A 15,068-nucleotide genomic window follows, 5' to 3' on the forward strand; every position below is an offset into this window, starting at 1 on the left:
TTAAGCGATGATTTTGGAGACCACGCCTGCGCCGACTGTGCGGCCGCCTTCGCGGATGGCGAAGCGCAGACCATCTTCCATCGCGATGGGGGCGATCAGCTCGACTTCGAACTTCAGGTTGTCGCCGGGCATAACCATTTCCGTGCCAGAAGGCAGGGTCACAGTGCCGGTAACGTCCGTGGTGCGGAAGTAGAACTGAGGACGGTAGTTCGCGAAGAATGGGGTGTGACGACCACCTTCTTCCTTCGTGAGGATATAGGCCTCAGCTTCGAACTTCGTGTGTGGCTTCACAGAACCTGGCTTGCAGAGAACCTGACCACGCTCAACGCCCTCACGGTCAACACCACGCAGAAGCGCGCCGATATTGTCGCCCGCTTCACCACGGTCAAGCAGCTTGCGGAACATCTCAACGCCTGTGCAGGTCGTCTTGGAGGTGTCGCGGATACCAACGATCTCAATCTCGTCACCCACATTGATCACACCACGCTCAACACGGCCCGTCACAACTGTGCCGCGGCCAGAAATCGAGAACACGTCTTCAATTGGCATCAAGAATGGCTGGTCAACTGCGCGTGCAGGCGTTGGGATGTAGCTGTCAACAGCTTCCATCAACGCGCGGATCGAGTTCTCACCAATCTCTGCGTCACGGCCTTCCATCGCCGCCAAAGCAGACCCTTTAACAACAGGAATGTCATCGCCAGGGAAGTCGTAAGAAGACAGAAGCTCGCGGATTTCCATCTCAACAAGTTCCAACAACTCTTCGTCATCAACCTGATCGACTTTGTTCATGTAAACAACCATCGCAGGGATACCAACCTGACGACCAAGCAAAATGTGCTCGCGCGTCTGTGGCATAGGGCCATCCGCCGCGTTCACAACCAAGATCGCGCCGTCCATCTGTGCCGCACCGGTGATCATGTTCTTCACATAGTCAGCGTGACCAGGGCAGTCCACATGCGCGTAGTGACGCGCATCTGTCTCATACTCAACGTGCGCAGTCGAAATCGTGATCCCGCGCGCCTTCTCTTCAGGGGCGCCGTCAATCTGATCATACGCCTTGAAATCACCAAAATACTTCGTGATCGCCGCTGTCAGTGTCGTCTTGCCGTGGTCAACGTGACCAATCGTGCCAATGTTCACGTGCGGCTTATTACGTTCAAACTTTTCCTTTGCCATGATGGCCTCCTTGTCTTGTTCAGAGCGGCGGGAAACTGCCCGCCCTACGGTTGGTGGGTAGGGCGGGGTTCACCCCGCCACCCTGGTTTAGGCATATTTCGATTGAATCTCGTCCGAGATGTTCTGCGGAACAGGATTGTAGTGATCGAACAGCATGGTGAACTGCGCGCGGCCCGAAGACATCGAACGCAGAGTGTTGATGTAGCCAAACATATTCGCCAACGGAACGAAGGCATTGATCGCAACAGCGTTACCGCGTGGCTCTTGGCCAGAAACCTGACCACGGCGCGATGTCAAATCGCCAATGATCGACCCTGTGTATTCTTCAGGGGTGACCACCTCGACCTTCATCATCGGCTCAAGCAGTTTCGCGCCTGCTTTTTTCAGACCTTCGCGCATACACATACGAGATGCGATTTCGAAGGCGAGAACGGAGGAGTCCACATCGTGGAATTTACCGTCCAAAAGCGCGACTTTGAAGTCGATCACAGGGAAGCCTGCGAGCGGGCCAGAGTCCATAACGGACTGGATGCCCTTTTCAACACCAGGGATGTATTCCTTAGGAACAGCACCACCAACGATGCGCGACTCAAAGCTATAGCCTTCGCCAGGCTCAGTTGGCGTGATTTCCAACTTAACTTCCGCGTATTGACCCGAACCACCCGACTGCTTCTTGTGGGTGTAAGTATGCTCAACCGCGTGACCAATGGTTTCGCGATAGGCCACCTGAGGCGCACCAATATTCGCTTCCACTTTGAATTCACGCTTCAGACGATCCACCAGAATGTCGAGGTGCAATTCGCCCATGCCCTTCATGATGGTCTGGCCTGATTCAAGGTCAGTTTCCACACGGAAAGAGGGGTCTTCTGCCGCCAGACGCTGAAGACCTTGAGACATTTTCTCTTGGTCGTTCTTTGTCTTTGGCTCAATCGCGATCTCGATCACAGGATCGGGGAAGGTCATGGTTTCGAGAACCACAGGATCTGCCGCATCGCAAAGCGTGTCACCTGTTGTGGTTTCTTTCAGACCTGCCAAGGCGATGATGTCGCCTGCAAAGGCCTCATCAATCTCTTCGCGGTTGTTGGAGTGCATCATCATCATACGACCAACACGCTCTTTTTTGCCTTTGGTCGCATTGAGGATAGAACCGCCCTTTTCCAATTTGCCCGAGTAGATACGGGTAAAGGTCAAGGAGCCAACAAACGGGTCGTTCATGATTTTGAACGCCAGACCTGCAAAGGCCATGTTGTCATCTGCGCGGCGTGCAATGTTACGGGTTTCCGTCTCATCGCCTGGCTTAAAGCCCATGTAGTCGACCACATCGAGAGGGCCGGGCAAGAAGTCAATCACAGCGTTGAGCAAAGGCTGAACGCCTTTGTTCTTGAATGCAGAGCCGCCCAATACAGGCACAAAGCTCAAGGACAAGGTGCCTTTACGGATCAGCTTGCGCAGGGTCGCGATGTCTGGCTCGTTACCTTCGAGATAGGCTTCCATCGCCGCATCGTCCTGCTCAACCGCATTCTCGATCAGGACCGAGCGCCACTCGTCAGCGGTATCCTGCAGGTCAGCGCGGATTGGCTGGCGCTTCCAAGATGCACCAAGGTCTTCGCCTTCCCAAACCCATTCTTCCATCGTGATCAGGTCGACAATGCCTTCCAGCTTGTCTTCGGCACCGATGGGGAAGTTCACAGGAACAGGTGTTGCACCTGTGCGGTCTTTGATCATCTTCACGCAGTTGAAGAAGTCAGCGCCGATCTTGTCCATCTTGTTGACGAACACGATACGGGGAACCTTGTAGCGATCCGCCTGACGCCAAACGGTTTCCGTCTGAGGCTCAACGCCTGCGTTACCATCAAGCAAGCAAACCGCGCCATCGAGAACAGCCAAAGAACGCTCAACTTCGATGGTGAAGTCAACGTGTCCCGGTGTGTCGATGATGTTATAACGGAACTTTGTGTCGGAAGTGCCTTCCGCGGATGGGTCTTCTTGCCACTGCCAGAACGTGGTGGTCGCAGCGGAGGTAATGGTGATCCCACGCTCCTGCTCCTGCTCCATCCAGTCCATGGTGGCCGCGCCATCATGCACTTCGCCGATCTTATGCGAGCGGCCTGTGTAATACAGGATACGTTCTGTGGTTGTGGTTTTGCCCGCGTCAATATGGGCCATAATCCCAAAGTTGCGGTAGCGCTCCAGCGGATATTCGCGTGCCATCTGGTGGTCCTCAGGCTAGAATTAAAATTACCAACGATAATGGCTGAACGCTTTGTTCGCATCCGCCATCTTGTGGGTGTCTTCACGTTTCTTGACGGCTGCGCCGCGTGCGTTGACCGCATCCACCAATTCGCCTGCAAGGCGCTCTTCCATGGTGTTTTCGTTACGGGCACGGGCCGCATTAATCAGCCAGCGGATCGCAAGCGCTTCACGGCGCTCAGGGCGCACTTCAACGGGAACCTGATAGGTCGCACCGCCCACACGGCGGGAGCGCACTTCAACAGCAGGTTTGATGTTGTCGAGCGCTTCGTGGAACACTTCCACAGGCGCGCGCTTGAGACGCTGCTCAACGCGATCAAACGCGTTGTAAACGATCTTTTCTGCGACCGATTTTTTACCATCGATCATCAGATTATTCATGAACTTTGTCAGAACACGATCACCAAATTTGGCGTCGGGCAAAACTTCGCGTTTTTCAGCGCTGTGACGACGGGACATGTCTGTATCCTCTTACTTCGGACGCTTCGCGCCATATTTCGAACGACGCTGACGGCGATCTTTAACGCCCTGCGTATCAAGCACACCGCGCAGAATGTGATAACGCACACCTGGAAGGTCTTTCACACGGCCGCCACGGATCAGAACAACAGAGTGCTCTTGGAGGTTGTGTTTCTCACCAGGAATGTAGCTGATGACCTCAAAACCATTCGTCAGGCGCACCTTGGCAACCTTACGCATAGCTGAGTTCGGCTTCTTTGGCGTCGTGGTGTAGACGCGTGTGCATACGCCGCGCTTCTGCGGGCAGGATTCCAAGTGCTGCGACTTGGAGCGTTTTACTTTGGGCTGCCGTGGTTTACGGATCAGCTGTTGAATCGTAGGCATTCGGTTCCCCGTCTTGCTCATGTCAAAGGGCATCTTGCGTATGCAAAACACCAAAACCGCAAGCGCCCTTTCCCTACCTGGAGGCCGCCGCGGTGGAATTCTCAGAGGATCGAGGCATCAAATCGCCTGGATCATGACCACTCAGTTCTGTATCTTGGGCAAGCTCGCGCAAGGCGCAAAATGCCGCTTATGGCGCGGCGTATAGGGGGAATCGTATGGGGTGTCAACAGCGGCAGGGTCTGCGCTAGTCCCGCTGCATTTGAGACGGGCCAGATATTGGGACATCGGCCACTGCGGTTGCCGTCAGCGAGGCCGCCAACCGTTCAGCACGGCGCGCCACGCGATGTTCACGCAGTAGCGTGAAAATGCCCGAGGCCACGACAATCGCAGCCCCAATTAAGGTCAAAAGATCGGGCCAATCCCCAAACACGAAGAACCCCAAAATTAGCGCCCAAACAAGGGCTGTATAGCGAAACGGCGCGACCACGCCAATTTCACCCACGCGCATGGTCATGATAGAAAACAGATAACCCCCAATGATGCAGATTGCAGCGCCAATGATATAGGTCGCCTCAATCATGTTTATCGGTTGCCAATCTTCACTGATGGACAAAACCCCACCCGATAGGCCAACAGCAATGGCCGTAATAAATGCCACACCCATCGAGGGGGCCTCGGGTGACAAGCGGCGGGTCAGAAGATCACGAATGGTCACGAAACCCACAGTCATCAGCGCATAGATGGAGTAGATGGTGAACCCCTCGCCCCCGGGTTTTACGATCAACATGACACCCGCAAAACCAACCGTAATGGCCAGCATCCGCCGCCACCCCACAGGTTCGCGGAACACGAGAAAGGCAACCAATGTCACACTTAGCGGTAAAGCCGCCAGAATTGCGGCAACATTGGCCAAAGGCATATGGATCAATGCAATCATAAAGGTGATCATGGCGGCTATTTCGGCCAATATGCGGCCGATGACCTTGCCGCGATCCACAGGTGGAATGTGAAAGCGCAGCTTCCCCATCCACCAAAGCAGGGCCACCATCATAATGGCTGTCAGAACCCCCCGCAAAAAGATCATCTGAAACAGTGGCACAGTCTGAGTGACCAGTTTCACCAATGTATCATTGAGCGTAAAGGCGGCCATGGCGCCTGACATCAGCAATGCGCCCTTGATATTGGGTGTCAAAAACCGCGCTCCTTGGTGGTCTGAGCGGAAATCTAGGCTCAGTCATCGTCACTATTGGGGTCACTTTCGCGCAATCGCGCAAGCGCAGCAAGGGTCTTGATCGGTTGCAGCGCAAAGCGGTCGCGCATCAGGGTTTGTGCTTTGGTGATCTCCATCAACTCGGCAGTGGGGGGATAGAACGATCACTGTCATTCACCCCATGCAGCGTGCGCACGAACATCACATCATTTGGGTCGCACCATGTGCGCACATTGGCCGCAATCTTGCGATGGTTCCACCGATAAACATTGGCGAGACTGTCATTATGCGTGACCATCGCGCTGGCCAATCCCAAAGGGCCGATTTCCGAAAATTCCCAATAGGGTTTTTCTTGGGAATTCATGTTCCAATAAATGCCGCGATGAAAGGCGATAGCGGCAGGCGTGTCTTCATCAGCCCACCCCAGTTTCAACAACTGATCTGCGACCGCGCGTGTCTTGGCGATATAGTCACAGGCCACGGCATCATCGTCATCAATGCGAAACCCCGTGATGAATTTCGAATGCCGATCCCACCCACGCCGAAAGGCGCGGCGGGTAGAGTTTAGAGGCCCCGCTGCCTCAAGGGTGCAAACCTGCAGGAAGGGATAAGGGTCCATCAAATCCTTCAGACGCCGCCGCCACCGATAGGGCATCGTATCCGCGATCAAAGCGATCAATTTGAAATCCTGATCCGTTTGAGCGGCCAAGGACGGGAGGCAGATTTGTTCAAACAACACAAAGCGCTGCTTCATGCGCGCAGGATCATAGAGCATGGCCTCTAGCGCCCATTGCTCCATCGTGGCCGAAGCAAAGCCACCTTCGCCCGCATAGGAAAAACGGCAGACGCCCACAATCTGATTGGATAAATCCTTGGCCATATGCCGCTTTCATTCCCAGTTTAGCACCCCAAGCTTACGAGATGGGCGCGCATCGGGAAAGAGGCGGTATAAAAAAGGAAACGCCCCATTGCGAGATCGCAACGGGGCGCTTCAATAGCTTACTGCGCATAGCGCAAGATGCTCTTACTCTTCGCCTTCGCTTGCAGCGTCTGACGCGGCATCGGCCAGATCAGCTTCGCTTGGTGCAGCAAGGGCTGCAGCGGCTTCTGCCTCAGCGCGGGCCGCCTCAATCACCTTGTTGTCACGCTCGGCTGCGATGCGGCGAACACGCTGTGTCGCGCCGCCTGTGCCCGCAGGGATCAAGCGACCCACGATGACGTTTTCCTTGAGGCCAACCAACTTGTCACGCTTGCCCTGCACCGAAGCCTCGGTGAGAACGCGGGTTGTCTCTTGGAAGGACGCCGCAGATATAAAGCTACGAGTCTGCAAGCTGGCCTTAGTGATACCAAGCAACACGGGCTCACCTGTCGCTGGACGACCACCACGGGCTTCGACTTTGGCGTTCTCCTCATCGAATTCCGCCTTGTCGACATGCTCACCCTTCAGCAGCGTTGTCTCGCCTGAGTCGAGGATTTCAATCTTCTGCAACATCTGGCGCACGATCACTTCGATATGCTTATCGTTGATCTTCACACCTTGCAGACGATAGACGTCCTGCACCTCGTCAATGAGGTAATCTGCCAAAGCCTCGATCCCCATGATCCGCAAAATATCATGCGGTGCAGGGTTTCCGTCCATGATGTAATCGCCCTTCTGAACGAAATCACCTTCGACAACGGGGATGTGCTTGCCTTTTGGAACCATGTATTCCACGGGCTCCATTGACTCATCAACAGGCACAACACTGATGCGGCGCTTGTTTTTGAAGTCACGGCCAAAGCGCACATAACCATCAACCTCTGCGATGATGGCGTGGTCTTTTGGACGGCGGGCTTCGAACAATTCCGCAACGCGCGGCAGACCACCGGTAATGTCCTTGGTCTTTGCACCTTCGCGCGGGATACGGGCCACAACATCACCCGCCTCGACAGATTGGCCATCTTCCACCGAAAGAATGGCGTCCACCGACATCGGATAGGTCACAGGGTTGCCCTGATCATTGCGCACAGGTTCGCCATCGGCACCCACGATCAAGATTTCGGGCTTAAGTTCATTGCCCTTTGGCGCAGCGCGCCAATCCATCACGATCTTCTGGGTCATGCCAGTCGCGTCATCGGTTTCATCGCGAACTGCGATGCCGCTGACGAGGTCGACATATTTCACTGTGCCCGATTTCTCGGCGATGATTGGAAGGGTGTATGGATCCCACTCAAACAAGCGGTCGCCACGAGACACTTTGGCGCCCTCGGCCACGTGCACCTTGGTGCCGTATCCCAGTTTGAACGCGGCGCGCTCGACCCCGTTATCATCAATGATAGCAATCTGCATATTGCGGCCAACAACGATCACATCGCCCGCGGCGTTCTTCAGCGTGTTGGCGTTTCGATACTCAATTTTGCCTTCTTGACCAGCTTCTTGGAAACTCTGCTGGCCACCTTGTGCAACCCCACCAATGTGGAATGTGCGCATCGTCAGCTGCGTGCCAGGTTCACCAATGGACTGAGCCGCGATGATACCGACCGCTTCACCCACGTTTACACGTGTGCCGCGCGCAAGGTCACGACCATAACAGACGGCGCAAACACCCTCTTCCGCCTCACAGGTCAAAGGCGAACGGATTTTGATCGACGCCAGACCGGCGGCTTCCACCGCATCTGCCTTGCGCTCGTCAATCAGCTCACCGTTGGAGACGATCACTTCGCCCGTTGCAGGTGCGATGACATCTTCGCCAGCCGAGCGGCCCAAAATCCGCTCTGCCAATGAAGAGACAACCTCGCCATCATTGATCGCTGCTTCAGCGGTGATTGTGGCATCGGTGCCGCAATCGACCATACGCACGATACAATCCTGCGCCACGTCCACCAAACGGCGGGTCAAGTAGCCCGAGTTCGCCGTTTTAAGCGCCGTGTCAGACAGACCCTTACGGGCGCCGTGGGTCGAGTTGAAGTATTCAAGAACGGTCAGACCTTCCTTAAAGTTCGAGATGATTGGCGTCTCGATGATCTCGCCCGATGGTTTGGCCATCAGACCGCGCATACCACCCAGCTGCTTCATCTGCGTCACAGAACCCCGCGCGCCCGAGTGGGCCATCATGTAAACGGAGTTTGGTTCGGACTCTGCGCCATTCTCATCGAATTTCTTCGCCGAGATGGTCGCCATCATCGCGTCAGTGACCTTGTCATTGGCCTTCGACCACGCATCAATCACCTTGTTGTATTTCTCACCTTGGGTGATGAGACCGTCCATATATTGCTGTTCGAATTCCTTCACTTGGTCGCGGGTTTCATCAACCAACGTCCATTTCGTGTCAGGAACAACCATGTCGTCCTTACCGAAGGAGATACCAGCACGGAACGCTTCACGGAAACCAAGGCTCATGATCTGGTCACAGAAAATGACGCTCTCTTTTTGACCGCAATAGCGATAGACAGTGTCGATGACCTGCTGCACTTCTTTTTTGCGCAGCAAGCGGTTCACCAATTCAAACGGCGCTTTTGCGTTTAGCGGCAGAAGCGCGCCAATGCGCAAGCGGCCAGGCGTGGTTTCAAACCGCTGATAAACCTCGTTGCCCTCGTCATCAATTTGCTTGATGCGCGCGGTCACTTTGGCGTGCAGATGCACCTCACCTGCGGTCAGAGCGTGCTCGACCTCCTCGATGGAGGAGAAGGACATGCCTTCACCCTTCATGCCTTCGCGTTCCATGGTCACATAGTAAAGACCCAAAACCATGTCCTGAGACGGAACAATGATCGGCGCGCCGTTTGCAGGCGACAGAACGTTGTTCGTGGACATCATCAAAACGCGGGCTTCAAGCTGCGCTTCAAGGCTCAATGGAACGTGAACGGCCATCTGGTCGCCGTCAAAGTCTGCGTTAAACGCAGAACAGACCAAGGGGTGCAGCTGAATAGCCTTACCTTCAATCAAGACAGGCTCGAATGCCTGAATGCCCAAGCGGTGCAAGGTCGGCGCGCGGTTCAAAAGAACGGGATGCTCGCGGATCACTTCGTCCAAGATATCCCAAACTTCGGGGCGCTCTTTTTCAACCAATTTCTTGGCTTGCTTGACAGTCGAAGACAGGCCCTTGGCTTCAAGGCGCGAATAGATAAACGGCTTGAACAGTTCCAACGCCATTTTCTTTGGCAGGCCACACTGGTGCAGTTTCAACTCTGGGCCCGTCACAATGACCGAACGACCCGAGAAGTCGACCCGCTTACCCAAAAGGTTCTGACGGAAACGACCCTGCTTGCCCTTGAGCATATCAGACAGCGATTTCAGCGGGCGCTTGTTGGCACCTGTGATCACGCGACCACGGCGGCCATTGTCAAACAACGCATCCACAGATTCCTGCAACATCCGCTTTTCGTTGCGGATGATGATGTCAGGTGCGCGCAATTCGATCAGACGCTTTAGACGATTGTTGCGGTTGATCACGCGGCGATAAAGATCGTTCAAATCCGATGTCGCGAAACGACCACCGTCAAGCGGCACAAGCGGACGCAATTCTGGTGGGATCACAGGGATCACTGTCAGCACCATCCATTCTGGACGGTTGCCAGACTCGATGAAATTCTCAACAATCTTGAGGCGCTTGATGATCTTCTTCGGCTTCAATTCGCCAGTGGCTTCCTTAAGGTCTTCGCGCAACTGTGCTGCTTCAGCCTCAAGGTCGATATTGGCAAGCATTTCGCGGATCGCTTCCGCGCCGATATTCGCTTGGAACGCATCAGACCCATAGGCGTCCTGCGCGTCCAAGAATTCTTCTTCGGACAAGAGCTGACCATAGCTCAGATCGGTCAGACCTGGCTCAATCACCACATAGTTTTCGAAATACAGGATCCGCTCCAGATCACGCAGCGTCATATCCAGCATCAGACCAATGCGGGATGGCAGCGATTTCAGGAACCAAATATGCGCAACAGGTGCAGCCAATTCGATATGGCCCATGCGTTCGCGGCGCACCTTTTGCAAGGTCACCTCAACGCCGCATTTTTCGCAGACAACGCCACGATACTTCATGCGCTTATATTTGCCGCACAGACATTCGTAATCTTTTACAGGCCCAAAGATACGCGCGCAGAACAGGCCGTCACGCTCGGGCTTAAAGGTGCGGTAGTTGATCGTCTCAGGCTTTTTGATCTCGCCATACGACCAGCTGAGAATACGCTCAGGGCTGGCAAGCGAAACTTTGATCTCGTCAAACGCTTTTGGCGCGACAAGCGGGTTGAACGGGTTGTTCGTGAGTTCCTGGTTCATTTTCAAATCCTTGAATTCGGGCAGAGAGATGGGGGATCAGGCAGCGGCGGGGACGGGCCCCGCCAACCGCTTACTCTTCATCCTCCGCATCCAGGAGTTCCATGTTGAGGCCGAGGCCACGCACTTCCTTGACGAGAACGTTGAACGATTCAGGCACGCCTGCTTCGAAATTGTCCTCGCCTTTGACGATCGATTCATAGACCTTGGTGCGGCCTGCAACGTCATCCGACTTAACAGTGAGCATTTCCTGCAAGGTGTATGCAGCGCCATAAGCCTCCAAAGCCCAGACCTCCATCTCACCAAAGCGCTGCCCACCGAATTGCGCCTTACCGCCGAGTGGCTGTTGGGTGACAAGGCTGTATGGCCCTGTCGAGCGCGCGTGGATTTTGTCATCCACGAGGTGATGCAGTTTCAGCAGGTATTTCACACCCACGGTGACGGGACGGGCGAATTGCTCACCCGTGCGGCCATCGTAAAGAACCGATTGGCCCGATGTGTCAAAGCCCGCGCGGGTCAGCGCATCGTTTACATCGGCCTCTTTTGCACCGTCAAATACAGGCGTTGCAATCGGAACACCGCGGGTCACGGTTGAAGCGGACTCAACCAATGCTGTGTCGTCCAGATCGGCAAAGGCCTCGCCATACACCTCATCACCATAAGCGATTTTAAGGGCATCGCGCACAGGCGTCATGTCACCAGAGCGGCGATATTCGTCCAAGGCTTCGTCAATCTTCAGACCCAGACCGCGTGCGGCCCAACCCATATGGGTTTCCAAAATCTGACCCACGTTCATACGCGAAGGCACGCCGAGAGGGTTCAGAACGAAATCGACAGGGGTGCCATCTGCAAGGAAAGGCATATCCTCCATCGGAACCACTTTCGAGATCACACCCTTGTTGCCGTGACGGCCCGCCATCTTATCACCTGGCTGAAGCTTGCGCTTCACGGCGATAAAGACTTTGACCATTTTCATCACGCCTGGAGGCAGGTCATCGCCGCGGCGAACTTTCTCGACCTTATCCTCAAAACGGTGATCCAAGGTGCGCTTCTGTGCATCAAACTGTTGGTTCAGCGCCTCTACTTCAGCGGCGTCTTTCTCATCACCAAGGGCAAGCTGCCACCACTGGCCGTGGCTGAGCGTTTCAAGCAACTCTTCCGTGATCTCAGACCCTGCTTTGACGCCTTTTGGCCCTTTTACCGCAGTTTTGCCAAGCAGCATGGACTTGAGGCGCGCATAGATGTTGCGCTCAAGAATTGCCAACTCGTCATCGCGGTCGCGTGCCAGACGCTCGACAATCTCGCGCTCGATTTGCAGCGCACGCTCGTCCTTGTCGACACCATGGCGGTTGAAAACGCGCACTTCCACGACTGTCCCGAAATCACCCGGTGGCAGGCGCAAAGATGTATCACGCACATCAGACGCTTTTTCGCCAAAGATCGCCCGCAAAAGTTTTTCTTCTGGGGTCATTGGGCTTTCACCCTTTGGCGTGATCTTACCAACAAGAATGTCGCCCGGCCCAACTTCGGCGCCGATATAGACGATGCCCGCCTCATCGAGGTTGCGAAGGGCTTCTTCCCCTACGTTTGGAATGTCGCGGGTGATTTCCTCAGGCCCAAGCTTGGTGTCACGGGCAGCAACTTCGAATTCCTCGATATGGATCGAGGTGAAAACGTCATCACGCACGATGCGCTCGGAAATGAGGATCGAGTCTTCGTAGTTGTAGCCATTCCATGGCATGAACGCCACGACCACGTTCTTACCCAAGGCCAATTCGCCCATATCGGTCGAGGGGCCATCGGCAATCACTTCACCTTTGCCAACACGATCGCCCACTTTCACCAAGGGGCGCTGGTTGATGCAGGTGTTCTGGTTTGAGCGCTGGAATTTACGAAGGCGGTAGATATCCACGCCCGCATCGCCCAGTTCCAGATCTTCGGTGGCCCGCACAACGATACGTTCTGCATCCACTTGGTCGATGATCCCGCCACGTTTGGCCATGATCGCCGCACCAGAATCGCGTGCAACAACGCTTTCGATGCCTGTGCCTACGAAAGGCGCGTCAGCTTGCAACAGCGGAACCGCCTGACGTTGCATGTTTGAGCCCATCAAAGCGCGGTTCGCGTCATCGTTTTCCAAGAATGGAATGAGCGAGGCAGCAACCGAAACCAACTGCTTGGGCGATACGTCAATCAGGTCAACCTGATCGCGCGGTGCAAGCGTGTATTCGCCTGATTGACGGGTGTTCACCAGATCATTGATGAACTTGCCGCTTGCGTCCAAAGTCGCGTTGGCCTGCGCAACTGTGTGGCGCATTTCTTCGGTCGCGGACATGTAGACGACCTCATCGGTCACTTTGGTGTCCACAACGCGGCGATATGGGGTTTCGATGAAGCCGTATTTGTTCACCCGTGCGAAGGTCGCAAGCGAGTTGATCAGACCAATATTCGGCCCTTCGGGCGTTTCAATCGGGCACATACGACCGTAATGGGTTGGGTGAACGTCACGAACCTCGAACCCTGCGCGCTCGCGCGTCAGACCGCCAGGCCCAAGAGCCGACAAGCGGCGCTTATGGGTGACTTCCGACAGTGGGTTGGTCTGGTCCATGAACTGAGACAACTGGCTTGAGCCAAAGAATTCGCGAACAGCCGCAGCAGCGGGTTTCGCGTTGATCAAATCCTGTGGCATCACAGTGTCGATTTCGACCGAAGACATACGTTCCTTGATCGCGCGCTCCATACGAAGCAGACCCACGCGATACTGGTTCTCCATCAATTCACCCACCGAACGCACGCGGCGGTTGCCCAAATGGTCAATATCGTCAATGTCGCCCTTGCCATCGCGCAGTTCAACCAAGGCCTTGATGCAGGCAACGATATCTTCGCGGCGCAGAATGCGGGTTGTGTCAGGCGCATCGAGATCGAGGCGCATGTTCATCTTAACGCGACCAACGGCAGACAGATCATAGCGCTCGCTGTCGAAGAACAGCGTGTCAAAGAGGGCGCTTGCCGCTTCAACGGTTGGCGGCTCGCCTGGGCGCATGACCCGATAGATATCCATCAACGCGCCTTCGCGGTTCATGTTCTTATCCACCGCCATGGTGTTGCGGATATAGGCGCCAACATTGATGTTATCGATGTCGAGAATTGGGATGTCGGTGATGCCCGCATCCATCAGATCCTTCAGCGTGCCGCCCGTGACATTGCCATCCTTGTCGGTTTCCCATGTCAACTCGTCCCCAGCTTCGACATAAATCGCGCCAGTTTCTTCGTTGATGATATCCTTCGCAACAAAGCGGCCCACGATGTGATCGAAAGGCACCAACAGCTCGGAGACTTTACCCTCATCAATCAGCTGCTTCACAGCGCGCGGGGTGATCTTCTTGCCTGCTTCAGCGATGACTTCACCCGTGGCTGCATCAACAAGATCAAATGTAGGACGGGTGCCGCGCACGCGCTCGGGGAAGAACTTGGTTGCCCAACCTTTGTTCTTAACAGAGCGGAACATCACAGTGTCATAATAGGCATCCATGATGCCTTCTTGATCCAAACCAAGTGCATAAAGCAGCGTGGTCACTGGCAATTTGCGGCGGCGGTCAATGCGCGCAAATACGATGTCCTTGGCGTCAAACTCGAAATCCAACCAAGAGCCGCGATAAGGGATGATGCGGCAAGCAAACAAAAGCTTGCCCGAAGAATGGGTTTTGCCTTTGTCATGGTCGAAGAACACACCAGGGGAACGGTGCATTTGGCTGACGATCACGCGCTCGGTGCCGTTCACGATGAACGTGCCGTTTGGCGTCATCAAAGGCATATCGCCCATGAACACATCTTGCTCTTTGATGTCTTTGACGGATTTTGCGCCCGTATCCTCATCAACATCAAATACGATCAAACGCAAGGTCACCTTGAGCGGCGCAGCATAAGTCAAATCGCGGCTTTGGCATTCCTCGACATCAAACTTCGGGGCTTCCAATTCGTATTTCACGAATTCCAAAACCGAAGTTTCATTGAAATCTTTGATCGGGAAAACCGACTGGAAAACACCCTTGATGCCTTCACCATCCAAAGGCGTGTCTTGGTCGCCTGATTTCAGGAAAAGGTCATAGGAAGATTTCTGAACCTCGATGAGGTTCGGCATTTCCAATACTTCACGGATTTTGCCATAGAATTTGCGAATGCGCTTCTGGCCTGCGTAGGTCTGAGCCATGCTCTGATACACCTTTCGTTTCTTTCGCTCCACGCGCACCGTCGGGGCCACGGCACGGGGGGCTTTGAAACAAGCGGATGGAGGATCCATTCATGCCTGCCGTCCCACCGGCAAGCTCCCGATCCTGC

Annotated in this window: 8 protein-coding genes; all 8 read right to left on the reverse strand. The window is 54.8% G+C overall.

The window, feature by feature from the left end; genetic code table 11:
* Positions 1 to 1,176 carry an elongation factor Tu gene (gene tuf, locus AAC620_RS06450; protein WP_340243653.1) on the reverse strand — a complete coding sequence of 392 codons (1,176 nt, stop codon included), beginning with the start codon at positions 1,174 to 1,176 and terminating at the stop codon, positions 1 to 3.
* A gap of 87 nt (positions 1,177 to 1,263) precedes the next feature.
* A complete protein-coding gene (gene fusA / locus AAC620_RS06455; protein WP_340243654.1) occupies positions 1,264 to 3,387 on the reverse strand; it encodes an elongation factor G in 2,124 nt (707 codons plus the stop codon).
* Positions 3,388 to 3,414: 27 nt separating this feature from the next.
* Complete coding sequence (gene rpsG / locus AAC620_RS06460; protein ID WP_317657479.1) at positions 3,415 to 3,885, reverse strand: 30S ribosomal protein S7; 471 nt, start codon at positions 3,883 to 3,885, stop codon at positions 3,415 to 3,417.
* A 12-nt stretch (positions 3,886 to 3,897) separates the two neighbouring features.
* Positions 3,898 to 4,269, reverse strand: a complete 372-nt coding sequence (gene rpsL / locus AAC620_RS06465; RefSeq protein WP_150420941.1) for a 30S ribosomal protein S12 — start codon at positions 4,267 to 4,269, stop codon at positions 3,898 to 3,900.
* Between the two features lie 244 nt (positions 4,270 to 4,513).
* Entirely contained in the window at positions 4,514 to 5,461 is a 948-nt protein-coding gene (locus AAC620_RS06470) for a DMT family transporter (protein ID WP_340243657.1), read from the reverse strand.
* A gap of 154 nt (positions 5,462 to 5,615) precedes the next feature.
* Positions 5,616 to 6,359: a glycosyltransferase gene (locus AAC620_RS06475; RefSeq protein WP_340243659.1), complete on the reverse strand. Its 744-nt coding sequence runs from the start codon at positions 6,357 to 6,359 to the stop codon at positions 5,616 to 5,618.
* A 144-nt stretch (positions 6,360 to 6,503) separates the two neighbouring features.
* On the reverse strand, positions 6,504 to 10,733 hold the full coding sequence (gene rpoC / locus AAC620_RS06480; protein ID WP_340243661.1) for a DNA-directed RNA polymerase subunit beta': 4,230 nt from the start codon (positions 10,731 to 10,733) through the stop codon (positions 6,504 to 6,506).
* Positions 10,734 to 10,803: 70 nt separating this feature from the next.
* Entirely contained in the window at positions 10,804 to 14,940 is a 4,137-nt protein-coding gene (rpoB, locus tag AAC620_RS06485; RefSeq protein WP_340243662.1) for a DNA-directed RNA polymerase subunit beta, read from the reverse strand.
* Between the last annotated feature and the right edge of the window lie 128 nt (positions 14,941 to 15,068).

It is taken from the genome of Roseobacter sp. HKCCA2468 (assembly GCF_037805105.1).
Lineage (GTDB): Bacteria > Pseudomonadota > Alphaproteobacteria > Rhodobacterales > Rhodobacteraceae > M30B80.

What these genes read in the sequence shown, in the direction of transcription:
- fusA (WP_340243654.1), bottom strand. Translation starts at nt 3,387, where the DNA reads ATGGCACGCGAATATCCGCTGGAGCGCTACCGCAACTTTGGGATTATG.
- rpoB (WP_340243662.1), bottom strand. Translation starts at nt 14,940, where the DNA reads ATGGCTCAGACCTACGCAGGCCAGAAGCGCATTCGCAAATTCTATGGC.
- rpsL (WP_150420941.1), bottom strand. Translation starts at nt 4,269, where the DNA reads ATGCCTACGATTCAACAGCTGATCCGTAAACCACGGCAGCCCAAAGTA.
- rpoC (WP_340243661.1), bottom strand. Translation starts at nt 10,733, where the DNA reads ATGAACCAGGAACTCACGAACAACCCGTTCAACCCGCTTGTCGCGCCA.
- AAC620_RS06475 (WP_340243659.1), bottom strand. Translation starts at nt 6,359, where the DNA reads ATGGCCAAGGATTTATCCAATCAGATTGTGGGCGTCTGCCGTTTTTCC.
- tuf (WP_340243653.1), bottom strand. Translation starts at nt 1,176, where the DNA reads ATGGCAAAGGAAAAGTTTGAACGTAATAAGCCGCACGTGAACATTGGC.
- rpsG (WP_317657479.1), bottom strand. Translation starts at nt 3,885, where the DNA reads ATGTCCCGTCGTCACAGCGCTGAAAAACGCGAAGTTTTGCCCGACGCC.